The organism is Streptomyces sp. NPDC087859 (assembly GCF_044742595.1).
Classification (GTDB): Bacteria; Actinomycetota; Actinomycetes; order Streptomycetales; family Streptomycetaceae; genus Streptomyces; species Streptomyces canus_F.
Window position 1 is genome coordinate 121075 of the sequence record NZ_JBIUUU010000012.1, and the last position, 22871, is coordinate 143945.

Here is a 22871-nt window from a genome sequence, read left to right on the forward strand (position 1 = left end):
GAACACGCGTCATCGTAGGCGCGCAGCCCGGCAGCCAACTCTTCTTCGAGACCGCTCAGCACCGCTGCGTCGAGCTGTCCTTCGGCCCGTGCCCAGACACCAGCCACCGCCGGCACCAGCGGCCCCCACTGTTCCAACACCCCTCCCCCATGGCACCTGTCCCCTGATCCCGGACCAGCGCCGACGCACCACAGGCAGCATACGGTGTGCGGCCCATCGCACAGGGTGGGTTCACACCAGAAGCCCGCAACCAGGCCGGCGGGCTGCCCATGGCTTCAGCCGCTCCCGCGGGCCCGCGGGCTGACGTGCGGAGATGATCGTGATGATCTTCTGTGCGACGGCCCAGGTCGGCCGGCGCTTCCGTGCCTACGCCCACCCATCCTGACGGGCCTTGCCGCCACAGCCGGTGGGGACGAACTCACAGTGGCGCCCAGCAGGAAGGGATGGCCGGAGTTTCACCGGGCAGGCGAATAAGGGTCTGAGTATCCATTCCACGGAGGATCGTGATCGTGCACCCACCCGAGGAAGACGAGGAAGACCATAAGGCCCTGCACGGGGCGAGCCCGCAGACCGCGAAGCGGGCGAGGGATCTCACGCGCGGGTTCTTGTCCGCGGTGGCCGCACCTGCCGGAGACGACACGGACGCGGTGCTGCTGGTGGTGTCGGAGCTGGTCACCAATGCGGTGCGGCACGCCGGCGGAGTGACCCAGTTCCGCCTGGTGGCCGGTCCGGGAGCGGTGACGGTGACGGTGGAAGACGCCAGCGCCACCGCCCCCTCGCTGCAGCGGAGCAACGCAGACGAGCCAGGCGGGTTCGGCTGGCAGATGGTGCGGGAGCTGTCCGAAGACGTGGAGGTCAGCACCCGGCCCGGCGGGAAGACGGTGTCCGCGCTGCTGCCGCTGTCCCACTGACACGGAGGCCGGCTGGAGCGGCATCGCCGACGACGCGGCTCCAGCCCGCGCCCTCCGGCAGCACTCCACCCCCGCGAGCCGCCGCCGCAGGGCACCTGGCGCGGGACCCGGTCACAGGAAGGGAGCCCGGCCTCGCGCTGCCGCTTACCCCCAGTACCCAGGCGACAGCCGCTGAGCGCCGAATTGGTCATGCGGGCGGTGATCTGCCGGAGTTGGGGTAACGGAAGGTGCAACCAACCCGAACGGGGGCCGTGATGGCGCGCGCAGTTCTGCATGACAAGGCCGCAAAAAAGAGAGCAGCCGACCGAGAGGGCCCGGGCAGGCCCGTCATCTCGTGGTGGGGCCGGGCGGTGGCCATGCTGCTGGCCTTCGCGGCGGCAGTGGCCTTCGCGGTGGTGCTGGCCCGACTGACGCTGGAACCCTCCGCCGCCTCCGTGTCGTTGACACACAGCAACCTGCGCCCCGGGGACTCCATCCGCAACTACCTCGCGCAGCCCGCCTTCCGTGACACGGTCAAGCAGCTCGGCGGCAACATCGTGCTGGGCATCCCGTTCGGCGTACTGCTGCCGGTGCTGGTTCCCAGAGCCCGCGGGCTGCTGCGCGTGGCGGCGTGCACGGCGCTGTTGATGCTTCTGGTCGAACTCGTCCAGGGCGCCATGATCACCGGGCGGGCCTTCGACATCGACGACGTCCTGCTCAACACGACAGGCGCCCTGCTGGGCTACCTGCTGATCGGCCGTCGGCTCGGCCGCGCCGTGCACCCCCGACGCCGTCACTGGTGGCACCGCCTGGCCAAGCGACCGGCGAATGCCGCCGACTGAGGCCGCTCCGCACACGGACTGTCAGGACGGGTTCAGGCGCGATCCGTTGCATCTGCTGTGGGAGCAGGAGCGGGGCCGAGCCATTGGCAGATCAGTATCGTGGCATCGTCCTGGAGCTGTCCGTCGTGGTGGTCGAGGAGCGTTTGGATGAGACGACGCAGGGTTTCGGGAACGGGCAGTCCGTCGGCGTGCTGACGCACCAGCAAGTCGGTGAAGCGTTCCACACCGAGTTCATTGTCGCCGCGGCCGCGGGCTTCGGTGATGCCGTCGGTGTAGAACACGACGCGGTCACCCGGTTCCAGCTGCTCACGGCACGTGGTGGCCTCCAGCCCCAGCGCTGTGCCCATCGGGTGTGCGGGTTTGCAGGCCAGCTGGCTGCTGGAGCGGCCCGCGCGGATGAGTACCGGCACGGGGTGGCCGCGGTTGACCCACGTCAGAACTCCGGTGTCGGTGTCAAGATCGGCCAGGATGCCGGTGACGTACCGCGTTCGGTCGTACTGCTTGATCAACGCCTCCTCGACCGCTTCGCCTATGTCGAGCAGGCTCCCGCCCTGACGGCGTGTGTTGCGGCAGGTCCCCATGGCCAGGGCCGCGGTCAGGCCGGCGGCGGTGTCGTGGCCCATCGCGTCGAAGATCGATACGTGCACCAACGAGCCGGCGGTGGCGTAGTCATAGGCGTCGCCGCTGACGTGGTGCGCCGGTTCCATCGCCGCAGAGATCGCCACGCGGCTGTCGGCGTACGTGGGGGGCGGCATCAGATGCCACTGCATCTCGGCGGCGATGTTCAGCGGTTCGGTGCGCATCAGGCGGGCGTAGGAGTCGCTGCTCTGTCGTTTGCTCACGATGATCAGCGCGAGCAGGCAGGCCAGCAGTTCCATGTGCTCCCGTGTCCGCGCGTCATCCGCCCGCGTGGTGAGGCGCAGTACGCCGAGCCGCTCGGTGCCGTTGAGCAACGGCACCCACCACTGCCGTTCCTCGGGAGCCGAACTGCCGTTTTGCAGCACCTGCCCGTACTGGTAGGCCCGGCCCGGCAGCGTCCCCTCGATCTTGATCGAGGCTTCCTCGGCGCCCCCGTCGCCCGCCGCGTCCAGTCCCTGGCCGGTCAGCAGGTGCAGCATCTCGCGCTGCAGGTCCGCCAGGTAGATCAGTACCTGCGTGAAACCCGCGTACGCCGCGTGCTCGGCCGTCTTGGCCGGCAGCCACTCCAGCGGTATCAGCTGGCTCGAGGCCAGCAGACCGGCCAGCATCTTCCCGCCGTCCCGGTCCTGATCGTTCACAGGATCTTCTCCCCACCCCGCAGCCCCACCCGAACCCCTGCACGCCACCGTGAAGGGGGCGTGCCCACTCTAGTCTTCCTGGCACACCAAGCCTCCACGCTTCGCACACAGGCGGCCGCCGGGCATCCCGAGCGAGCAGCCGGGTCCGAGCGGCCACACCAGACTCCGCCTACTCGACCGGCACACCTGGCCGGGAGACGGTTTCAGCGGCGCATGGCGTTCCGGGGCCTGGCCTGGCACCCTGACCGACCCGCGAAGTGAAGTGATCAGGGCTTGAGATCGCCAGCGGCATCCCGGCGCCTTGACCTTTGGGGCTGCTGAGAAGTCCCGCGCCGGCCGTCAGGCCGACGCCGACGCTGGGGTACGCGCAGCTTTCTGGACATCGGGCAGGGGCAGCGCCAAAGCCTCGGCGAGTTCCGCCAGTTCCTCCGGGGTGGGGCGCACGGGACCGGTGGCGCCGTCTTGGGCGAAGACGCGGATCCGCGGGGTGCGAATGCCGGTGCGGTCGGCGAGGTCCTGTGCGTTCAGGTGCCTGCGTCGCATGGTCTGTTGCAACAGCTGTGAAAGTTCGGCCATTCGTTTCCCCTGCCCGAAACTCTGCGAGCCATGGCTGTCCTCACCTGTACGGGTGGCTGTGAGGCATGACCGAGCGGCCATTGATCCGTGCGGAGCGCGGCATTCCGGCCGTGATGTCACGTGCGGCACGGCGGCCACATTCGCATACGGAGAGTTAAGTCACAGGCATGTCTCGACCGTCACGGGGTATGCGCCCCTCCACGACGCGCTCCATTTGGGGCGCTCTTCTTCTTTTCGGGAGCGATTATGGCGACGGCGACCTCGACGGTGACCGCTACTCACAGCAATCCCGGCTACGAAACCCCGTACCCGGACCGACATACCACCGGTCCGGGTACCGCTGGTGAGGGCGTGTCGAGCTTTGAGGGACTGCCGCCCGATCTGAAGCAGGTCGGTGCTGTCGACGCCAGGGCCCTGTCCAGGACCTTGTTCGCGCGGCTCGACGCGCTGGAGGAGGGCTCGCCGGAGCACTCCTACGTGCGCAACTCCCTGGTCGAACTCAACCTCACCCTGGTCCGTTATGCGGTTGGCCGCATGGGGGTGCGCGGGGAGTCGTACGAGGACGTCGTCCAGGTCGGCACCATCGGCCTGATCAAGGCCATCAACCGCTTCGACCCGCAGTACGGGGTGGAGTTCCCCACCTTCGCGCTGCCGACGATCATCGGCGAGATCAAGCGGTTCTTCCGTGACACGAGCTGGTCCGTGCGCGTCCCGCGCCGCCTGCAGGAACTACACCTCGACCTCAACCAGGCCACCGCCCGGCTCGAGCAGACCCACGGCCGCCCGCCGACCGTGGCGGAACTCGCCGTAGAGCTGGACCTCGAAGAGGACGAGATCATCGAGGGCCTGCTCGCCGGAAACGGCTACACCTCGTCTTCTCTCGACTTTCCCAGCGATGCCGAGAATTCCGAGGACACCCTTGCCGACCACATCGGCTACGCGGACCCGGACCTGGAGAAGGTCGAGGACCTGCACGCTCTCAAACCGCTCATCGCCGCCCTCCCGGAGCGGGAGCGCAAGATCCTTGCTCTGCGGTACGTCGGCGACATGACGCAGCGCGCGATCGGCGAGGAACTCGGGATCTCCCAGATGCACGTGTCCCGCATCCTGACTCGCACCCTCAACCTCCTCGAAGCGAAGCTCACCACACGTCGGTAGGTCACGCCGGAGGCCCGCGCCCGGCACCCCCGCCGGCGTACTGAGTCGTACGGGCCCGGCGAGTGCTCGCCGGGCCCGTACGGTGTGGATCACTGGGTCAGCAGTCGGCGGGAACAGGTGCCGGCGTCAGCTCCTGGTCCACTGCTGGTTGCTGCTTCCGTTGCAGTACCAGACATCGACCGCCGTGCCGTTGCCGGTGCCGCCTCCGGCCGCGTCCAGGCAGAGCTCCGGGTTGGCGACGCTGGTGACCGTGAGGTCCGCGTTCAGGTTCCACTGCTGTGCCGCCGCGCCGGTGCAGTCGGTGATGATCACGGGGTCACCCGCCGTGGCACCGGTGCCTCCCACCGTCATGCACTTGTTGCCGTAGACGGTGAGCTGTTTGTCCGCGTTCCAGTTCCAGGACTGGTTGCCGCCGTCGTTGCAGTCCCAGAGGTCGAGTTGGGTGCCGTTGGTCGTACTGAAGCCGGGCACGTCGACGCAGCGGTCGGAGCCCACACCGCGCAGGACCTCGCCGGGAGGCGCGGGCGGCAGGTCGTTGACGGGCGGGGTCTTGCCGAAGCCGTAGCCCCAGCGCAGCTGCGCGACTCCGCTGGCGTTGTTGTCCACCAGGTTGCCCGCGGCGTCCAGCGACTCGATCGAGTAGGCGTCGCCGAACCTCAGCCCCGGCCAGTAGACCAGTCCCATTCCCTTGCTGCGGGCGGTGTTGGTGACGGCCGCGAGGTAGGACGTGTAGATGTTGCCGTTCCACGCGCCGTAGTTCAGGCCGGTGGTCATCGGGGAGCCGGCCTCGTCGATGATGGTCCGGCCGGCGTACTTGCCGATCCGGGCCTCGAGGTCGGCGGTCCAGTCCGCCTGCTGGGTGTGGCTGGCCCAGAAGCCGTAGAAGTGCAGCGACAGCAGCGTTCCCCGCAGTTCGCGGGCCGCGCCGACACCGGTGACGTTGTCGTTGTAGCCGGTGCCGCTGATCACGACCCGGCCGCGCGGGACGTCCTTGTGCTGGACGAGCCAGCCGCTGGTGACGGACACCCACTGATCCAGGGTGTAGCCGTGCGGCTCGTTCATGGGCTCGAAGTAGACCCGCGGGTTGTGCTTGTACTCCCGCACCACGGTGTTCCACATCTTCTTCCAGGCGGCCGTGTCGTCGACCAACCCGTCCTTGCTGCTGTCGGCCTCCCAGTAGCTGACGATGACCTTGTCACCGTAGGCCGTGGCCGCGTCGATCGTCGCCCGGTACGACTTCCACCAGTTGGTGCCCACGGTTGCCGGGTTGATCGGCAGTCGCAGCGTGTTGGCGCCCAGGTTCTTCTTGAAGCCGCGCACCATGTGGCCCGTGGTGCGGTACACGGTGCGGTAGTCGTCGGTCACCTTCAGCCCGCTGGGCACGACCGCGTCACTGGCGTAGTTGTCGCGCGGGTCTGCCCAGTTCACCCCGCGGAAGTCACTGGTACCGCCCTTTGTCACGGGCTTCGCCGGCGCGTACGACGCGGCCGACGTCTCGGCGGCCGACTGCGCGAGGGCGGGGGCGGGGGCGGTCAGGAACATGAGTGTCGCGCCGAAGCCGGCCATGAGCACAGCGGCCAGTCTTCTCGACCTCGTCGAGGTCTCGGTCATGTCGTCTCCAGTGACGGGAATCGCGGAGGGCGGAGTGCGGGTTCGTCACCTGAGCCGAGGCAGTGATGAACCAGGGTCCGGATACAGACACTTGGACCCCTGTAAACCGGCCATGGTTACGTAACCATTGCCCGGACACTCGCACGACGCCCGCTCTTGTGACAACCCCCGTGACGCTTCCGAAACACGACAGACTTTTGCGTCGGACCCCGAGCAGTCCATGGCCCGTCGGACTCGAAGGCTGCCGTTCGGCGGGCCGGACGGTCACATGCACAGAGCGGGGCACCGATCGAGAGGAGTCATCCGCCGTGTCGCGGACACCCGCGACGGGGACGCGGACACCACGGCCGAGCACGAGGACTCGGTCGTGCCCGGGTCGTGATGCTCGGCTGGAAGCGGAAGGGGAAAACGAGTCGGATGGGCACGTTGACGGGATGGGAACGGACTCTGGAGAGGGTCGAGGAAGCGCTGCTGGCACAGATCTTCCCGAAGGAACCGGTCGAGGTGGTCGACGCGCTACGGCGTGAGTGCGACAGCCAAGCCGTGGTGTGCAGTCGCAGCCGAGTGGTGGTACCCAACGCGTACGACGTCGAGCTCGCCGAGCACGTCCATGACGAGCTGAGCCGTAACGGCGTCGGCGTGGGGCAGGTCCTCACCGACAGGCTGGCGGGGCACGGCGAGAAGAAGGGGTACGAATGGGCAGGGCCGCTGGTGGTGCACGTCACCAGGTCCCCCGACGTCCCCAACCGGCGGTACCGCGTGACCAGCAGGGTCATGCCTCACGTCAGGGCCGATGGGTTCCAGTTGCGCTGACGGGCCGTCGCCGGTGTTCACCGGCGCTGCTCTCGCTCGCGTCGGTCAGTCGGATGCGGCGCTGCTCGCGCGCTGGTGCGCTGTCCGGATGAGAAGCGACGACCATACGGCAGGCAGGGAGCTGATCACGGGTACAGGGCGCGGTCCTCGGGATATCCGCAGTTCATGAGATGGCCGGCGGGGCTCGGCGAAGCCGATCAAGCCGTGACGCGGCAGGCCGGTACGAGGGTGCCGACCGGCGTCGGCAAAGCGTTGTCGGTGGTGGAGGAGTCCGCGGAGAGCGCGAAGCTGTGGTGCGGTGCCGCCGTGGTGATGGCCGCTTTCGGTGGCCGCCGGGGTCGCAGATCGGCGACTTCCCAGCGCGGCGCCAGCGCGAAGACGAGCTCGGCAAAGTGGTGGCGTGTCACGCCCGGGTAGGCAGGATGGGACAGGGCAGCTCGAAACAGGGCACGAGTCACGTCTCTCCCGATCGTGCCGCCCGCCACTGACATCCCGTCAGCCTCGCTCACGTGCCCGAAGGTCGTCATCGGGCATCGCCGGGCGATGCGCATCTTCCAGGAAGTGAGGCACGCATGGCGCCGTACGACGTCAAGCGAGAGCGGAAAGAGTTCTACGCGCCCAAGAACACGGTGTGGGCCATCGTGGACGTTCCCGAACAACAGTTCATCGCCATCGACGGTACGGGGAACCCCAACACGGCGCCCGTCTACGCCAGCACGGTCGAGGCCCTCTACGCGGTTGCCTACACCCTCAAGTTCGCCAGCAAGCGCACGGCGGGCGGCGATTTCGTCGTCGCTCCGCTGGAAGGGCTGTGGTGGGCGGACCGGCCCGAAGCCTTCACCAGCGGAGCCAAGGACACCTGGAACTGGACCATGCTCATCAACATGCCCCCCTGGATCACCGAAGAGATGATCGAGGACGCCAAGCAGACCGCCCTGTCCAAGAAGAAGCTCCCCACGATCTCGCAGCTCCGACACTTCACCCTGCACGAAGGTTCCAGCGCCCAGGTGCTGCACATCGGCTCCTACGACGACGAGGCACCCGTGCTGCACGAACTCCACCACACCTACCTCGCCGCCAACGGCCTGCGGCCATCGGGCCTGCATCACGAGATCTACCTCAGCGACCCCCGCAAGACCGCCCCCGAAAAGCTGAAGACCATCCTGCGTCAGCCGGCCGAACGCCTCGACAGGTAGCTACCAGGCTGCCCTCAACTCGCTCGGTGAGCACGATTGCCGCGGAAGCTCGCCGCGCGGGGACTCCGTCGCCGCCCGCGCGGGACCAGGAGACGGCCATGAGGGTCACCTACCGGATCACACGTGCTGCCTCGTGAGCCGGACCTGGCCTCTCCTCCTGCCGCGACACGCGTGCCAGTTGCTGTCCGGGGCACCGGGAAGGCAGATGTCGTGCCGCCCCGCAGGTGCCGGCGGGGCCTATGCCGGGCCGAAGGAGGAGGCTGGGGTGTTCGAGGGATTCGAGGAGGCGCAGGTCGACGTCGGGGAGGCATCCCTCTTCGTTCGCTTCGGCGGCGAAGGTCCGCCGGTGGTACTCCTGCACGGTCACCCCCGCACGTCGGCCACATGGCATCGGGTCGCGCCACAACTGGTGCCAGCAGGACACACGGTGGTCTGCCCGGACCTGCGCGGGTACGGGCGTTCCAGAGGCCCCCGGTTCACCGCGGATCACGAGGGCTACTCCAAACGCGCGGTCGCGGACGACGTGGTGGCCGTCATGCGTCACCTCGGGCACCGGCGGTTCGCGCTCGCCGGGCACGACCGTGGGGGCAGCGTGGCTCTGCGCCTGGTGCTCGACCACCCTGAAACCGTGTCCCGGGTGGCATTTCTGGACTGCCTGCCACTGACGGAGCATCTGTCGCGGATCACGGCCGAGTTCGCCACGCAGTGGTGGCACTGGTTCTTCTTCGCGCAGCCGGGCATTCCCGAGCGGGTCATCACCGCCGATCCCGACAGCTGGTACCACGGTGAACCGGAGGTCATGGGACAGGAGAACTATGACGAGTGGCGGCACGCCACCCGCGATCCCGACGTGGTGCGGGCCATGCTCGAGGACTACCGGGCCGGCCTCACCGTCGACCGCGGGCACGAGGAGGCCGACCGGGCAGCCGGCGCGCGTGTCACCTGCCCGGCGCTGATCCTCTGGTCGCTCAAGGACGACCTGGAAGACCTCTACGGCGACCCCCTCGCCATCTGGCAGCGATGGGCCACCGACGTGCATGGGTACGGCGTCGACTCCGGACACCATGTCGCAGAACAGGCACCCGATGCCCTGGCCCACGCGCTCACCGACTTCCTGCGCCCGGCTCCGGCCAGTTGAGCCTCGGATCCGGTACCGGGTGTGGCGGGACCGCCACTGGGTCTCCGCAGCAGCGGTCCTTCGTCCTCGTCGCCGTGTCACGCCGGGCGCGTCGGGTGCGCGGCTGCTACGCGGGGATCACGTGCAGGGTCAGGTTCGCGCCGTACTCGCCGGTCAGGGCGAACAGCCGGGTCCCGTCCGGGGACCAGATCAGGCCGTGCGCCCGTAGCCACCGGCCGGTTCCCGGTTCCAGGTCGATGACGCGGGACGGTGTGTCGGCGCCGGTCCGGAAGAGGTAGACGTCCTGGCCGTACGAGTTGTCGATGCCCGCCGCGACCTCACCGGTGACGGACACCGCGGCCGCGTTCGGGTAGTTGGTCGTGGGATACGTGTGCACCACGGAGAGGTCGTCCAGCCGGAACGCCAGGTGGTGGTACGGGTAGCCTCCGACGATGAAGAGGGTGGCGGCATCGGGAGACAGAGCGAGATCGACGACGCTGCCGACACCACCGGGGTTGTCCTGACTGGTGCGGACGACCGGATGGCCCGAGCTGACGTCGTACACCGTCACGTTCGCCGACGACAGGTACTGCTCGCCGGCGATGACCACACCGGGCGCGGACGGCGAGGACAGCAGCATCGGCGGACCGGCCCAGGTGCCCCAGGGCACCAGAGCGAGCCGCACGGTCGGACGGGCGCCGCTCAGGTCGAGGGAGCCGATGTTGCTGTCCCAGTCGGATCCGTAGCTGAACCACAGGGTGTCGCCCGCGAGTGCCAGTCGCAGCGGCGCGGTTCCGTCACCGGTGGCGTAGCGGGCCTTCTCCCGATACGTGGCGGTGTCGACGGCGGCGATCGCGTCGCCGCCGCTGAGCGCCACGTACAGCGTGCGCGAGTCGGGGGACAGCACGAGATCCGCCGCGCCCGGTTTGTTCTTCAGGGTCCTGAGGAGCCTGCCGTCGAAGTCCGTCACGAGTACGGAACCTGTGACGATGTCGGCGATGAAGAGCCTGCGGTGCACGGCGTCCACGGCCATGTCCGCGTGGTAGGAGATCGGAAGTGCGGTGGAAACCGGGTCGGTCACAGGCTTGGCTGCGGCAGTGCCGCTCGGGCCGAACAGCGGCAGCAACAGCAGGATCAGTACACCGACTACGGCTCGTAAGCCGGGTCTTCTCATCAGTTCTTCGTCCTCGTCGATCGGGTGCCTGGAGAGGCATGCGAAAAGGAGTGGGACACGTGCGACCGATGCCCATCCGTGGTGTGTCCATGCGCGCCGAAGCGAACATTTTTGCGAAGCAGTGCGGCGACTGACGCTCTGTGAAGGGGTGCGTCTCGGTGAGCGGCGGAGATCGGCCCGCTCAACTTCTCGTGCTTGCCGGTGAGTTGCCCGCCTCACGCGAACCCTTGACGCTGAACCGTTTCATTGCTTCTCTCGAGAAGCTGCCTCTGGGAGCGCTCCCACCCCATGCTGAAAGGGATCCCCGTGCAGACCACCCCCCACATCACCCGCTTACGCCACCTCACCCGTACCCTCCCTTCGCTCGTCACGGCCGTTCTCGTCGCCTGCCTGCTGTCCTGGACGGGGAGCTCCCCCGCCCAGGCCGCACCGGGGGACGGCTCGGTCTCCGACCCCAACATCGGCTACGTCGGGCGCTGGGACACCAGCGCCGGCACGACAGCGGTGCCCTCCTGGACCGGCGCCTACCTGCAAACGGCCTTCACCGGCACCACGGTCAAGGTCAAGGCGAGAGACGCGGTCAACCTGTACGCCAGCATCGACGGCGGCCTCGACGTCTTCCACGCCGGCGTGCGCGGCACGGTGAACCTCACTCCCCAGCCGTTGTCCGCCGGCACCCACACCCTGCGCATTTCGTACCGGTCCGGCGACACCGTCTTCCAGGGCCTGGTGCTGGACCCCGGTGCGCGCACGGTCGCGCCGAGCACCCCGTCCCGGCTCGTCGAGTTCGTCGGCGACTCCATCACCGCCGGCGCGCTCACGGACCGGCTCGCACTGGACTCGTACGCCTGGAAGACCGGCGAGCAACTGGGGGCGCGCCACACCCAGATCGCCCGGTCCGGCTACTGCCTCGTCGCCCAGTCCGGATGCACGGGCCTTGGCACGCAGTTCTTCAGGACGGCGAGCACGGGCAGCCAGAACTGGGACTTCTCCCGCTACCGGGCGGACGCTGTCGTCATCAACCTGGGCACCAACGACATCGGCCACGGAGTGACCGGCCCCGCCTTCCAGTCGGCGTACACCAAGTTCCTCGCCGACCTGCGCGCCACCTACCCCAACGCGCGTCTGTTCGCCGTGCAGACGCTCAAGAAGCGCTACGTCAACGAGACCAGGGCGGCTGTCACCGCCCGCACCAACGCCGGTGACAGCGGGGTGCACTACGTCGACACCACGGGCTGGCTGACCGACGGGACCGACTACGAGGACGGCAACGGGCATCCCAACGAGGCGGGCCACACCAAGTTCGCGAACCGGCTCACCCCCGTCATCGCCGCCCGGCTCGGCGACCCCGCGTCCACCCGGGCGGCCGCTCCCGGCCAGCCCGGCGACCCGAACATCAAGTTCGTGGGCCGCTGGGACACCAGGACCTCCACCGCGTACACCCCGTACTGGGCGGGCGCCTACTACAGGGTCGGCTTCACCGGCCGGACCGTCCAGCTCAAGCAGCGCGGGACGATCGACTTCTGGGCGAGGATCGACAACGGCCCGGTGAAGTTCTACGACGACGTCAAGGGAACGGTGAACCTGACGCCCTCCGCGCTGTCCGCCGGCAACCACACCCTCCAGGTCAACTACCAGGTGGTCGCCGGTTCCTATCGGGGGGACGCCGTCTTTCAGGGACTGGTCCTCGACAGTGGCGCCACGACGTTCGCACCTCCGGCGCCCGGCAAGCTGATCGAGTTCGTCGGCGACTCGATCACGGTGGGGACGACGTCGTCGCAGAACGCCCGCACCGCGTACGGCTGGCTGATCGGGGAACGCTTGGGCACCGAGCACACCCAGATCGCCCAGGGCGGTGCATGTCTGGTCGCCGCCTCGGACGGATGCGTCGGCCTGGAGCGGCGGTTCACCAAGCTCAACCCGAACGCGGACACCCCCGACTGGGACTTCTCCCGCTATCAGGCGAACGCGGTCGTCATCAACCTCGGCACCAACGACGTGGGTCACGCGGTCAGTTCCGCGCAGTTCCAGACGGCGTACACCAGCCTGCTGCGCAAGGTCCGCGCGGCGTACCCGCAGGCGTGGATCTTCGCGTTGGAGACCTTTCGCGGCCGCTACGTCCCGCAGACGGAGGCGGCGGTCAAGGCAGCCATCGACGGCGGCGACACCCGCGTCTCCTTCGTCGACACCACCGGCTGGCTGGGTTCGGGCGACCTGACGGACTCGGTCCACCCCAACGACCAGGGGCACCGCGTCATCGCGGACCGGCTGGCACCGGTCATCGCGGCGCGGATCGGGATGTGAGGCAGGGCCGGGGCCTCCGGACCGCAGCGCGCAGGCGGACGCCTCCGCTGCCTGCGCGGACGCCCGGCCCAGCCCCGGCGGCCCCGACGGCCTGTCGTTGGTGGCCTCGGGTGTGTCATCGATCCATGGCCACTGTCACAGCCGTGCCACAGGACTCGGCCGCAACTGCTGGGCGTACAACTTCTGTTGAAGGTCGTCGGTCTGATCTGTGGCAAGGGCGGCGAGCCGTGCGTGACCGGCACGGCGTGCTGCCCGGTTGATGAGGCTGCGGCATCGACGCAGCGCCACACAAGGGGGATTTCCATGCGCTCCACACGCGCCGCTTTCCTGGCGGTAGCCCTGCTCGGCGTCACCGGCACCGCGATCGCCGGCGGGCCCGCCTGGGCGGCACAGGGCGCCCAGCGCGCCACCGCGGTGGCCCACGACGACTTCAACGGCGACGGCTATGCGGATCTGGTGACCGCGGCACCCGCCGCGACGGTGGGCGGCAAGCCGGGAGCCGGGTTCGTCGCCGTGCTCTACGGCTCACCCCAGGGCGTCGACACCGCTAAAAGGGTGGTCCTGACGCAGAATTCGACAGGGGTGCCCGGCAGCCCGGAGGCCCATGACGCCTTCGGCGCGGCCGTCACGTCCGCGGACCTCGACGGTGACGGATATGCCGATCTGGCCGTGGGAGTGCCCGGCGAGGACATCGGTGACGCCGTCGACGCGGGCAGCGTCACTGTCCTGTGGGGCTCGGCCCGCGGGCTGACCGGCACGAGTTCGTGGCTGGAGAGCAACACCCTGGGCGAGCCCAGCGCGAGGGAGTCCTACGGCAGCGGGCTGACAGCCGCCGATGTCGACGGCGACGGACGCCCGGAACTCGCCCACGTCAATGCGGAGGACTCCGTCTACGTGCACGACTTCCGCGCTTCCCGCACGCCGGAGAACCCCGAGCAGCTCTACGGTCTGCCCACGCAGGACGGCTTCCGGCCCAGCGGTCTGACCGGCGCCGACTACGACAAGGACGGCTATGCCGATCTCGTGATCACCGGCACCGCGCCGATGCTGGAGTTCGTGCAGAGCCACTCGGTGCTGTTGCGCGGTTCGGCGGACGGACTGGAACTGGACCGCTCCTTCGCCGGAGGCTCGGTGGGCGTCTCCGGTGACATCAACAAGGACGGATACCCCGACCTCGTGCTGGGCGACCCCCGCATCCTGGAGCACGGCGAGTGGGACCTGTCCCCGGGCGCTGTCTCCGTGCGCTACGGCAGCCCGGACGGCCTGTTCGGCTCCCACCCCCAGACGCCGGATCAGATCTTCGAGCAGGGCAGGGGCGGCCTCGGAGGCAGCTCCGAAGTCGGCGATCAGTTCGGGGCCGACCTCAGCCTCGGCGACGTCAACGGCGACGGCTACCTCGACCTGGCGATCGGCTCCCCGGGCGAGAGCATCGGCGACCTGGCGGACGCGGGCGCGGTGTGGCTGCTGCGCGGTTCGGCACGGGGACTGGGGACGGCTGGCGCGCAGAACTTCAACCAGAACACCGCCGGCGTGCCGGGTGCGTCCGAGGCGGGCGACCGCTTCGGTGCGCAGGCGCGGCTGGTCGACTCCGACCGCGACGGCCACGCCGAACTCGTCACGACGGCTCCCTACGAGAACGACTCCGCAGGTTTCGCCTGGGTGCTCGACGGCACGGCGTCGGGCGTGACGACCAGCGGTTCCTGGTCCTTCGGTGCCGCCGCGCTCGGCGCGTCGCAGGACAACGCCTACTTCGGATCCGTTCTCGGCAAGTAATCAGGCGGTCGCAGGCCGTCGTAGAGCTGCTGGCACACGCCATCGGCCAGTCCTCTGCCTCGGCCTGCCCGGCGACGAGGGCGAGCCGGTCGAATCCGAGGCCGGAGCGTACCGGGCCGCACGTCCGGTGGAGCCGGACGAGGGCGTCCAAGAGGCCGCCGTCCGCGTCGTGCCCCACGCTCGGCTGCCACCAGCGCCCGGGCCGGGAGGGCGACGCCCCGGTATCGCGCGCGCCCGCCGCGGACCCTCCTGGGTGAGAGCGCGGCACGTGGGTACTTGGGCTCCGCCGTCCTGCCCGCAGGCGTGCCGGGACTCACGTCATGGCACGCCGAAACGCTGCAAGGAGCCGAACGCCGTGACCGACGTATCGAGCATGGGATCCCCCTCGGACGACCCCCGCCCGGTCCTCACCGACCGGCAGGGGCACCCCGTCTACGACAACCAGAACCAGCGCACGGTCGGCGCGCGCGGCCCGGCCACCCTGGAGAACTACCACTTCCTGGAGAAGATCAGCCACTTCGACCGCGAGCGGATACCGGAGCGTGTCGTGCACGCGCGCGGTGTGACCGCCTTCGGCTTCTTCGAGTCGTACGGGGCCTGGGGCGACGAGCCGATCAGCCAGTTCACCAGGGCGAAGCTGTTCCAGGAGCGCGGCAGGCGCACCGACGTGGCGGTGCGGTTCTCCACGGTGATCGGCGGCCGCGACTCCTCCGAGTCGGCCCGCGATCCGCGCGGCTTTGCCGTGAAGTTCTATACAGAGGACGGGAACTGGGATCTGGTCGGCAACAACCTGGGAGTCTTCTTCATCCGTGACGCCGTGAAGTTCCCCGACGTGATCCACGCGCTCAAGCCGGACCCCGTCTCCCACGAACAGAAGCCCTCCCGCATCTTCGACTTCATGTCGCAGACCCCCGAGAGCATGCACATGCTGGTCAACCTCTTCAGCCCGCGGGGCATCCCCGCGGACTACCGGCACATGCAGGGCTTCGGTGTGAACACCTACAAGTGGGTCGACGCCGAGGGCCGCACCGTCCTCGTCAAGTACCACTGGATGCCCAAACAGGGCGTACGCAGCATGACCGAGGAAGACGCGGCGAACGTACAGGCCGACGAACTCGGCCACGCCACCAAGGACCTGTACGAGGCGATCCGACGGGGCGAGTACCCGGAGTGGGAGCTGCTCGTGCAGATGATGGAGGACGGCGAGCACCCGGAGCTGGACTTCGATCCGCTCGACGACACCAAGACGTGGCCGGAGCAGGAGTTCCCGCCCAAACCGGTCGGCCGCCTGGTCCTCGACCGCACGGTCGACAACTACTTCGCCGAGAACGAACAGATCGCCTTCGGTACCGGCGTCCTGGTCGACGGCCTCGACTTCTCCGACGACAAGATGCTGATCGGGCGGACCTTCTCCTACAGCGACACCCAGCGCTACCGCGTCGGCCCGAACTACCTCCAGCTGCCGGTCAACCAGGCCAAGAACGCGGAGGTGCGCACCAACCAGCGTGACGGCTTCATGGCGTACGACAACCGGGCGGCGAACGAGAACCCGGAGGTCAACTACGAGCCGTCGATCACTGGAGGGCTGCGCGAGTCCCAGTACCCGGCCCACGACGAGCAAGGCCCCGAGATCCGGGGGCGGTTGACCCGCAAGCGGATCCCGCGCACCAACGACTACCTCCAGGCCGGTCAGCGCTACCTGCTGATGGAGGAGTGGGAACGGGACGACCTGGTGCGCAATTTCGTCAGTCTGATCTCCCAGTGCGACCGGACGGTCCAAGAGCGCATGGTCTGGCACTTCCTGATGGTGGAGAACGACCTCGGGCTGCGGGTCGGCGAGGGGCTGGGCATCGCCCCCTCCGACGTGGCGCATCTGGAGCCGCTGACGGGCCAGACGCTGACGGACGAGGACCGCAAGCGCCTGGAGCACCTCGGGAACAACCCGCCCCGCGACGTCTCCGGTCTGACCATGACCCACTGCGTACCGGACGAACGGCACGTGGTGACCCGGTGACCGGCTGACCCATCGGGCTGTCCACCCAGCCCCTTCACCGCACCGCACCCGAACTGGGGCACCGTCATGAAACGACCGACCAGCCGGACTGCTGCGAGGGTGCCGACCACGGCCACAGCGGACCGTGACCGGCGCCCCCGCCTGCGAGTGCCGCGCCCCACGGTGCCGTCTTCATGGTCGGAGACCGCAACGGAACGGGCCGCAACGGGCCGGTGCACAACCGGCCGGCGCCGTGGCGAGGGGCAGCGGCTGTGAGCGCCGAAGCGCTCGGACGGGCGCTGAGCCGACTGCTGGAGGAGAGCCACACAGCGACGTTCGAGCAACTTCCCGGGCTTCTCGAGTCAGCCGCTCGGGGCGTGGGTACCGGCGGAGCGCGGTTGTTCGTGGCGGACCTGCAGGAGGACGTGGTGCGGGAGGTCACCGGTGTCGGAGCGGATGCCGGTCGCGGCGGACAGGAGGCGCGTATTGAGGGCACGCTGCCCGGCCGCGCCTACCGGACGCTACAGATCACCACCGCGCCCGTGGGTGGCGCTTGCTGGGCCCCTGTGCTCGACGGCACCGAACGCCTGGGTGTGCTGCGTGTCGACCCGGCCCCCGGCCCGACCACCCTCCCCGACCTGGACGTCGTGCGGGCGCTGGCCTCGATGGCCGGGTTGCTGCTGATCTCCAAGCGCAGCAACAGCGACGCCCACGCCCGCCTCACCCGCACCCGGCACATGAGCGTGCCGGCGGAGATGCAGTGGGCGCTGATGCCGCCGCGCACCTTCGCCAACGACCGCCTCACGGTGAGCGCTGTGATGGAGCCCGCCTATCAGGTGGCCGGCGACGCCTTCGACTACGCCATCGCCGGCGACGTCGCGCACCTCGCGGTCTTCGACGCCATGGGCCACGACACCGCCGCCGGCCTGACCGCGTCGCTTGCGATGGCCACCTGCCGCAGCCACCGCCGCTCGGGCAGTCCTCTCGCCGCCACCAGTCATGCCATCGAAGAAGCCCTGGTGGAGCAGTTCGGCCACAGCCGTTACGCCACCGGCATCCTCGCCGCCCTCGATCTGACCACCGGACAGCTGAGCTGGGTCAACCGCGGGCATCTGCTGCCGGTGGTCATCCGCGGCAGGCGCTGGGTGACCACCCTGCGCTGTGCACCGGCCGGTCCCATGGGCGCCGGGTTCGGCCTGCGAGCCGACGCGTGCGTCGACCAGCTCGAGCCCGGGGACCGGCTGCTGCTGTTCACCGACGGCATCACCGAAGCCCGCGACACGAACGGTGAGCTGTTCGGCGTGGAGCGTTTCACCGACTTCATCATCCGCCACCACGCCGACGGCTTGCCTGTCGCGGAAACCCTGCGCCGCCTCATCCACGCCGTCCTCGACCACCACGACGGCCGGCTGGACGACGACGCCACCGTCCTGTCCTGCCAATGGCACGGGAGGCCGCCGACGGAACCAGACGCGGAATGAGCCAGGACCTGTCTCGAAGGCCGACTCATTTGGTCTTATGGCAAGATCACGGGATGCTACGACTCACCGACTTCATCATCGACTGCCCGGACACGATGAAGCTGGCAGCCTTCTACTCCGAGGTGGTGGGACTGCCGGTCAAGCAGAGCAGTAACGAGAACTGGGCCGGTATCCAGTTCGGCGAGCTCGAACTGGCCTTCGTCCAGGTGGATGACTACCGCGCTCCGCAGTGGCCCGACACCGAGCACCCCAAGCAGTTCCACCTCGACTTCGAAGTCGACGACATCGAGGCCGAACAGCGCCGCGTCCTGGCCCTCGGCGCGACCCTGCAGCGGGACTGCACCGACCCCGACGGCTACGGCTTCCGCGTCTACACCGACCCCATCGGCCACCCCTTCTGCCTCTGCCGCAACAAGGGTGTGGTCTGGACCGATCAGGGCCTCACCTGGCCCGAGCAGGGGTAGCGGACGGCGTCACATCCCTGGGCACGGGGTAGCCGATCACGCCCCGTCGCTTCCGGCTCTGGACACGGCATGGGTCCGGCCCGGCACCGCAGTTGCGGTGCCGGGCCGGATCATGTCGCGGCTCAGGCCGTCAGCCCTGGCGGGCCTTGAAGCGCGGGTCCTTCTTGTTGAGCACGAAGGTGACGCCCCGTCGGCGCACCACCTGGGCGCCGGGCTTGGCCTTCAACGAGCGCAGGGACTTTCGCACCTTCATAGCCGTCTCCTTGCGAGGGATCGAACGAGGTCCGCTGTCAGGCGCGGACGGGAGTGGTGGCGCCATAGCGCCTGTGGAAGCGCTCCACGCGGCCCGCGGTGTCCACGACCCGTGAGGTGCCGGTGTAGAACGGGTGGCTCGCCGACGAGATCTCGACGTCGACGACCGGGTACGTGCCGCCGTCCTCCCACTCGACCGTGCGCTCCGAGTGGAGGGTGGAGTGGGTGAGCAGTTGGAAGCCTGCCGCGCGGTCGCGGAAGACGACCGGGCGGGAGACGGGGTGGATTCCGTGCCTCATGGGGTGGCCTTTCTGATGCTGCCGAATGGGGAGCCGCGAAGTCGGGGTCAGCGTTCTTCTCGGAAGAGGACGTGCGCGCCGACCTGCGGGTCGTACTTGCGCAGGACCATTCGGTCGGGATCGTTCAGACGGTTCTTGCGGGTCACGTAGGTGACTCCGGTACCGGCCGTCGACTTCAGCTTGACGACGGCGCGTGTGGTGCTGCGTGCCATGAGGTGCTCCTTCCGCCCACCGTCCGAGCTAATTGACTCGGACATGTCAGACGCTTTCTGTAACAACGTCGGCCGGTTCCTCATTCCCGACGGTCACCGCTCTCGGTACGGGCTGAAGCGGTGCGGCCGTAACCCGGGCGCGTGTTCTTACCCGCCTGGACGACGGCCAAGAAACATGGGGTGAAGGGGCGGTCGCCTACGCGGCGAAAGGCTCTACGGGGCTTCAGCCGGACGATCGTCCCCGCAGGCAATAAATGAGGCCCGGGGACACTGTCCCCTTCACTCCCACGCCGCGTTCAACACACCCGCCCCCGTCGGCATTCCCGACTCGGAGACGACGGCAGGCGTCGGCGCTCTGGCAGGGCACGGTGGCGGGAACGGCGACGTCGGGCGGGGCCGCCGCGCTTCGAGACGTTCAGGTCAGTGAGCTCGCCCGGGTGTGGATGGAGAGGTTCAGCCACCAGGCGGCCGCTTGCCGGGCGGTGAGGGGGTGCTCGGCGCGGTCGCGGACATCGCGGAGCAGATCAGTACGGCCTGCGCGGCCCATCGCGTAGACCAGGCCGCTCAGCGTGGTGGCTGCGACCGGGTCCCGACGCTGGGCCCACTGGCGGGCGTAGTGGGTGAGAGCGCGGGTGAAGAAGGCGTCGTCGCCTGGATGGGCGTCGATGTGTCCCAGGCTGTGCACCGCGGCGGAAATGGTGGCGCGCGGCAGTCCGGAGGTGAGGGCGAGCCTCTCTACGCTCGCGCGGTGACGCGCGTCGCCGATGATCCGCAGGGCGCCGAGAACGGGCAGGGCGCAGGACACGGTCGCGGCGATACGCGAGCGGGACAGCTCCGCGACGGCCGCGTCCGCCAGCGGCCTGCGGTACGGCGTCGCGGCCAGCAGGAGCGAGGTGTGCAGGCGCACGTCGAACACCGGGTGGCAGAACATCTCCGTGACCAGAAGGGACAGCGTGGCGTCCGTCCGGTCGGGGCCGGTTCCGCGGCGGACGTGTCGGAGGATCCGTCGTGCCACGGCGGCCAGTTCGGTGGGCGGCATCGCGGCGATGAGCCCGGCAGGGGGAGTTCGGTGGACGCGAGGACGGCTGGAGGAAGAGTGTGCGACACCGGCGTCGCGCACGACCGTCGCGGATGGGCTCGGCCGACCCCGTTCCGCCGGCACCACCCCGGGTAACTCGTACAAGACGCTCGACAGCGCCTGCATCTGACCGAAGAGATCCCAACCGGGGCCGATGTCCTCGACAGCTTGGGCGAGACGGCGCACCTGCGGTGCCGTGAAGTGCCGGTAGTCGACCTTGCGGATGCACGCCATGACCGCTCCCTCCAGGGCGCGCTGACTGCTCGGCCGGCTGACCTCGGCCAGGACCCGGGCGGCGGCGTCCGGGTGCGCGGTGTTGTCGAGGGCGCAGATCACCTCCGTCGCCGCGTAGTTGGAGCTGTCGCGAGCCAGCGAGGCGCAGACGGCGATCGCGTGCTGCGCGGCCCTGGGTTGGTTCAGCAGCCGGTTCAGCGCCTCGAACCGAGCCATCCACGGCACGTCATCGGAGATGACCATCTCAGCGACGAGCCGCTCGGTCATCTGGGTCCAAGCGGATACGGGCAGCAGCGCGAACCGGTCGATCTCGCACAGCGCCTCGGTGAGCTCGGCCCAGTCCTCACCGCGCATCAGATCCCGTGACAGCGCCCGCTCCACCAGCTCCTGGGCCCGGTCGGCGGCGGCTTCGAGCCCTTTGCCCGTCCTCGGCAAGGGCGGCCGGGTCAGTGCCGAGGAGGCCAGATAGCGCAGTGTGGTCCGCGCCGTGGTCACCAGCAGATCACGCGGAAGCGCCAGCAGTTCCTCGTACCGGCTCACCGCGGCCGCCGGCACCGGGACCTGCCCCGTCTCCCACCGGGACAGTGCGCTGACACTCACCGGCTTGTTGTAGGAACCGCCAGCGAACGCGCCGGCGAACGCGGGCAGGGAGGCATCCGTGCCGCGTGATCCCAGGACCCGATTGACCCGTAAGAGCCACGCCACACGCCCGCGGGCCCCGATGGCCGCTGCCGGAGGGAACGGCGATCGGGGCGGTGACTGCGAGGTGGTGTACGCCATCACACCAGAGTGTCAGCCGGGCGTTAGCCCAAGGAAGGCAATGCGGCAAGAGCCGTTGCACAGCCCGAACCGTCGTGCAAAATGCCCCGCCGCCCACCGACGCCTGCCGTATCAATGGACACGACATCAAAGGACACAACCGGCAGAACATAATGAGGGGGACAAGTCGTGCTGTTCAAGTCCGAGGGCCAGAAGCAACTGGAAGCGCTCATCGACGACCTGGTGCGCTCCCATTTACGCGGTGCCGTACGCAACTCACCCGAAGGGCGCGCGGAGATCTGCCAGGAGATGTCGCGGTTGGCGGACGAACTACTCGACGCGGGCAAGGACCGCGCCGTGCGCGGGGCCCGCCGGTATCAGTCCCCGCTGTACTTGGGGCTGCCCCCGCACGCCCAGCGGGAGATGGACCGGATGGTCGCCGAGGCACTGTCGTGACGGCCTCCGCTCCCCAGGAGGGCGAGGTCCGCTACACCGGTCCCGCACCCGAGGTGTACCTCGACGGGCACTGGCAGGTGATGGGCGACGAGGGCATCAGCGCCCCGGTGGACGACGTACAGACCGTCTTCTTCAAGGGCCACGATGACGACCCCGACGGCTGACCCTCCAGGTCGAGGACCGGTTCCCGGCTCCTCCCCGATCGACGCGGTCCCGGACATGCGGGCCACGGCGAAGTGGATGCTCGCGGCCCTGGCCGCCGTGGGCGCCGTCCTGCTCGCCGGTGTCCCACTGACCGCCATGCGCTCCGCCGCCTCGACGGGCCGGCTGCTGTTCGCGCTGGCCGGACTGGCGATCGCCCTGTTCGGCGTGGGCTGGGCGTTGTGGGTCACGAGCGAGGCCCTCATGCCGCGTCTGGTGTCCTACCAGGACCTCGACAGCCCGCGGTTCGCCGAGATCAAGGCCGCCGTCGAGGCCGAACCGGAGCTCTTCCTCGGCCCGTCCGCACGCCAAGGCCCCACCGCGCTGCCCGACTTCGACCACGACCGCGCCAGGCACCGGCGGGCACTGCAGGACGTCACCCGGCTGCTCGCGGCGGAGACCGACCCTCCGCGCCGACAGGCCCTGGCCGCAGCCCGTCGCCAGGCCGCCTCCTGGGTGGCCGACGACTACGCCCGCGTGAGCCGCCTGGCGGCCCTGATGTACGCGTGGGATGTCCGTGCGGGCGTTCGCAGGGCCCGCGTCCACACCTTCGTGGGGTGCGGGATCACGCTGCTCGGTGCCCTCTGCCTGGTCCTTGCGACCTCCGAAGCGGATACGGCGGACAAGACACCGGCACCGGCCACCGCCGTCTCGCCTTCCTCGTCGGCACCCGCCGTCGCCTCACCCAGCGCTCCGGCCCACTGAACATCA

23 protein-coding genes are annotated in these 22871 nt (G+C 69.1%); 14 read left to right on the forward strand and 9 right to left on the reverse strand.

All coding sequences use genetic code 11. The annotated features are described in order from the left end of the window. The first annotated feature begins 503 nt into the window (after positions 1 to 503). Positions 504 to 911, forward strand: coding sequence for an ATP-binding protein (locus ACIOHP_RS29010; RefSeq protein WP_361556758.1), 408 nt, complete (start codon positions 504 to 506; stop codon positions 909 to 911). A gap of 254 nt (positions 912 to 1165) precedes the next feature. Further along, on the forward strand, positions 1166 to 1732 hold the full coding sequence (locus ACIOHP_RS29015; RefSeq protein WP_401892051.1) for a VanZ family protein: 567 nt from the start codon (positions 1166 to 1168) through the stop codon (positions 1730 to 1732). Between the two features lie 32 nt (positions 1733 to 1764). On the opposite strand, the gene ACIOHP_RS29020 is transcribed toward ACIOHP_RS29015, so the two are convergent. Both ACIOHP_RS29020 and ACIOHP_RS29025 read right to left on the reverse strand, forming a co-directional pair. Further along, positions 1765 to 2979: a PP2C family protein-serine/threonine phosphatase gene (locus ACIOHP_RS29020; protein WP_401892052.1), complete on the reverse strand. Its 1215-nt coding sequence runs from the start codon at positions 2977 to 2979 to the stop codon at positions 1765 to 1767. Positions 2980 to 3348: 369 nt separating this feature from the next. Beyond that, the gene (locus ACIOHP_RS29025) at positions 3349 to 3552 is read right to left on the reverse strand and encodes an XRE family transcriptional regulator (protein WP_401892054.1); all 204 of its coding nucleotides are present in this window, start codon (positions 3550 to 3552) and stop codon (positions 3349 to 3351) included. A gap of 279 nt (positions 3553 to 3831) precedes the next feature. Here ACIOHP_RS29025 and ACIOHP_RS29030 point away from each other — a divergent pair, with 279 nt between their 5' ends. After that, positions 3832 to 4743 carry an RNA polymerase sigma factor SigF gene (locus ACIOHP_RS29030; protein ID WP_401892056.1) on the forward strand — a complete coding sequence of 304 codons (912 nt, stop codon included), beginning with the start codon at positions 3832 to 3834 and terminating at the stop codon, positions 4741 to 4743. Between the two features lie 126 nt (positions 4744 to 4869). Here ACIOHP_RS29030 and ACIOHP_RS29035 read toward each other — a convergent pair whose 3' ends face one another. Further along, positions 4870 to 6354, reverse strand: a complete 1485-nt coding sequence (locus tag ACIOHP_RS29035) for a ricin-type beta-trefoil lectin domain protein (RefSeq protein ID WP_401892057.1) — start codon at positions 6352 to 6354, stop codon at positions 4870 to 4872. A gap of 417 nt (positions 6355 to 6771) precedes the next feature. On the opposite strand from ACIOHP_RS29035, the gene ACIOHP_RS29040 reads away from it, so the two are divergent. Continuing rightward, entirely contained in the window at positions 6772 to 7167 is a 396-nt protein-coding gene (locus ACIOHP_RS29040) for a DUF3662 domain-containing protein (protein ID WP_401892059.1), read from the forward strand. Positions 7168 to 7364: 197 nt separating this feature from the next. On the opposite strand, the gene ACIOHP_RS29045 is transcribed toward ACIOHP_RS29040, so the two are convergent. After that, on the reverse strand, positions 7365 to 7574 hold the full coding sequence (locus ACIOHP_RS29045; RefSeq protein WP_401892060.1) for a hypothetical protein: 210 nt from the start codon (positions 7572 to 7574) through the stop codon (positions 7365 to 7367). A gap of 165 nt (positions 7575 to 7739) precedes the next feature. On the opposite strand from ACIOHP_RS29045, the gene ACIOHP_RS29050 reads away from it, so the two are divergent. Together ACIOHP_RS29050 and ACIOHP_RS29055 are read left to right on the forward strand one after the other, a co-directional pair. Further along, complete coding sequence (locus ACIOHP_RS29050) at positions 7740 to 8363, forward strand: GyrI-like domain-containing protein (RefSeq protein WP_401892062.1); 624 nt, start codon at positions 7740 to 7742, stop codon at positions 8361 to 8363. A gap of 265 nt (positions 8364 to 8628) precedes the next feature. After that, positions 8629 to 9501 (forward strand): alpha/beta fold hydrolase, encoded by an 873-nt coding sequence (locus ACIOHP_RS29055; RefSeq protein WP_401892064.1) that lies wholly within the window; start codon positions 8629 to 8631, stop codon positions 9499 to 9501. A gap of 106 nt (positions 9502 to 9607) precedes the next feature. Here the strand turns inward: ACIOHP_RS29055 and ACIOHP_RS29060 are convergent, their stop codons facing one another. Continuing rightward, on the reverse strand, positions 9608 to 10654 hold the full coding sequence (locus ACIOHP_RS29060) for a hypothetical protein (protein ID WP_401892065.1): 1047 nt from the start codon (positions 10652 to 10654) through the stop codon (positions 9608 to 9610). 306 nt (positions 10655 to 10960) lie between these two features. On the opposite strand from ACIOHP_RS29060, the gene ACIOHP_RS29065 reads away from it, so the two are divergent. From ACIOHP_RS29065 to ACIOHP_RS29085, 5 genes are all read left to right on the forward strand, one after another. Beyond that, complete coding sequence (locus tag ACIOHP_RS29065; protein WP_401892066.1) at positions 10961 to 12958, forward strand: GDSL-type esterase/lipase family protein; 1998 nt, start codon at positions 10961 to 10963, stop codon at positions 12956 to 12958. 303 nt (positions 12959 to 13261) lie between these two features. After that, on the forward strand, positions 13262 to 14731 hold the full coding sequence (locus tag ACIOHP_RS29070) for an FG-GAP-like repeat-containing protein (protein ID WP_401892068.1): 1470 nt from the start codon (positions 13262 to 13264) through the stop codon (positions 14729 to 14731). A 355-nt stretch (positions 14732 to 15086) separates the two neighbouring features. Beyond that, a complete protein-coding gene (locus tag ACIOHP_RS29075) occupies positions 15087 to 16745 on the forward strand; it encodes a catalase (protein WP_401892070.1) in 1659 nt (552 codons plus the stop codon). Positions 16746 to 16996: 251 nt separating this feature from the next. Then, positions 16997 to 18205 carry a PP2C family protein-serine/threonine phosphatase gene (locus ACIOHP_RS29080; RefSeq protein WP_401892071.1) on the forward strand — a complete coding sequence of 403 codons (1209 nt, stop codon included), beginning with the start codon at positions 16997 to 16999 and terminating at the stop codon, positions 18203 to 18205. A 53-nt stretch (positions 18206 to 18258) separates the two neighbouring features. After that, positions 18259 to 18669 carry a VOC family protein gene (locus tag ACIOHP_RS29085; protein ID WP_401892072.1) on the forward strand — a complete coding sequence of 137 codons (411 nt, stop codon included), beginning with the start codon at positions 18259 to 18261 and terminating at the stop codon, positions 18667 to 18669. 130 nt (positions 18670 to 18799) lie between these two features. Here the strand turns inward: ACIOHP_RS29085 and ykgO are convergent, their stop codons facing one another. From ykgO to ACIOHP_RS29105, 4 genes are all read right to left on the reverse strand, one after another. Continuing rightward, positions 18800 to 18922, reverse strand: a complete 123-nt coding sequence (gene ykgO, locus ACIOHP_RS29090; protein ID WP_046258531.1) for a type B 50S ribosomal protein L36 — start codon at positions 18920 to 18922, stop codon at positions 18800 to 18802. A 37-nt stretch (positions 18923 to 18959) separates the two neighbouring features. Next, positions 18960 to 19220 (reverse strand): type B 50S ribosomal protein L31, encoded by a 261-nt coding sequence (locus tag ACIOHP_RS29095; protein ID WP_401892074.1) that lies wholly within the window; start codon positions 19218 to 19220, stop codon positions 18960 to 18962. A gap of 47 nt (positions 19221 to 19267) precedes the next feature. After that, positions 19268 to 19432: a 50S ribosomal protein L33 gene (gene rpmG, locus ACIOHP_RS29100; RefSeq protein ID WP_266833770.1), complete on the reverse strand. Its 165-nt coding sequence runs from the start codon at positions 19430 to 19432 to the stop codon at positions 19268 to 19270. Positions 19433 to 19847: 415 nt separating this feature from the next. Beyond that, on the reverse strand, positions 19848 to 21344 hold the full coding sequence (locus ACIOHP_RS29105; protein ID WP_401892076.1) for an XRE family transcriptional regulator: 1497 nt from the start codon (positions 21342 to 21344) through the stop codon (positions 19848 to 19850). 348 nt (positions 21345 to 21692) lie between these two features. On the opposite strand from ACIOHP_RS29105, the gene ACIOHP_RS29110 reads away from it, so the two are divergent. The 3 genes from ACIOHP_RS29110 to ACIOHP_RS29120 are packed head-to-tail and all read left to right on the forward strand — an operon-like array spanning position 21693 to position 22865. Continuing rightward, positions 21693 to 21959, forward strand: coding sequence for a hypothetical protein (locus ACIOHP_RS29110; protein WP_401892077.1), 267 nt, complete (start codon positions 21693 to 21695; stop codon positions 21957 to 21959). Then, positions 21956 to 22123, forward strand: a complete 168-nt coding sequence (locus ACIOHP_RS29115) for a hypothetical protein (protein WP_401892079.1) — start codon at positions 21956 to 21958, stop codon at positions 22121 to 22123. Before ACIOHP_RS29110 ends, ACIOHP_RS29115 begins: the two co-directional genes overlap by 4 nt. 55 nt (positions 22124 to 22178) lie before the next feature. Beyond that, positions 22179 to 22865 (forward strand): hypothetical protein, encoded by a 687-nt coding sequence (locus tag ACIOHP_RS29120; RefSeq protein WP_401892080.1) that lies wholly within the window; start codon positions 22179 to 22181, stop codon positions 22863 to 22865. Positions 22866 to 22871: the final 6 nt, after the last annotated feature.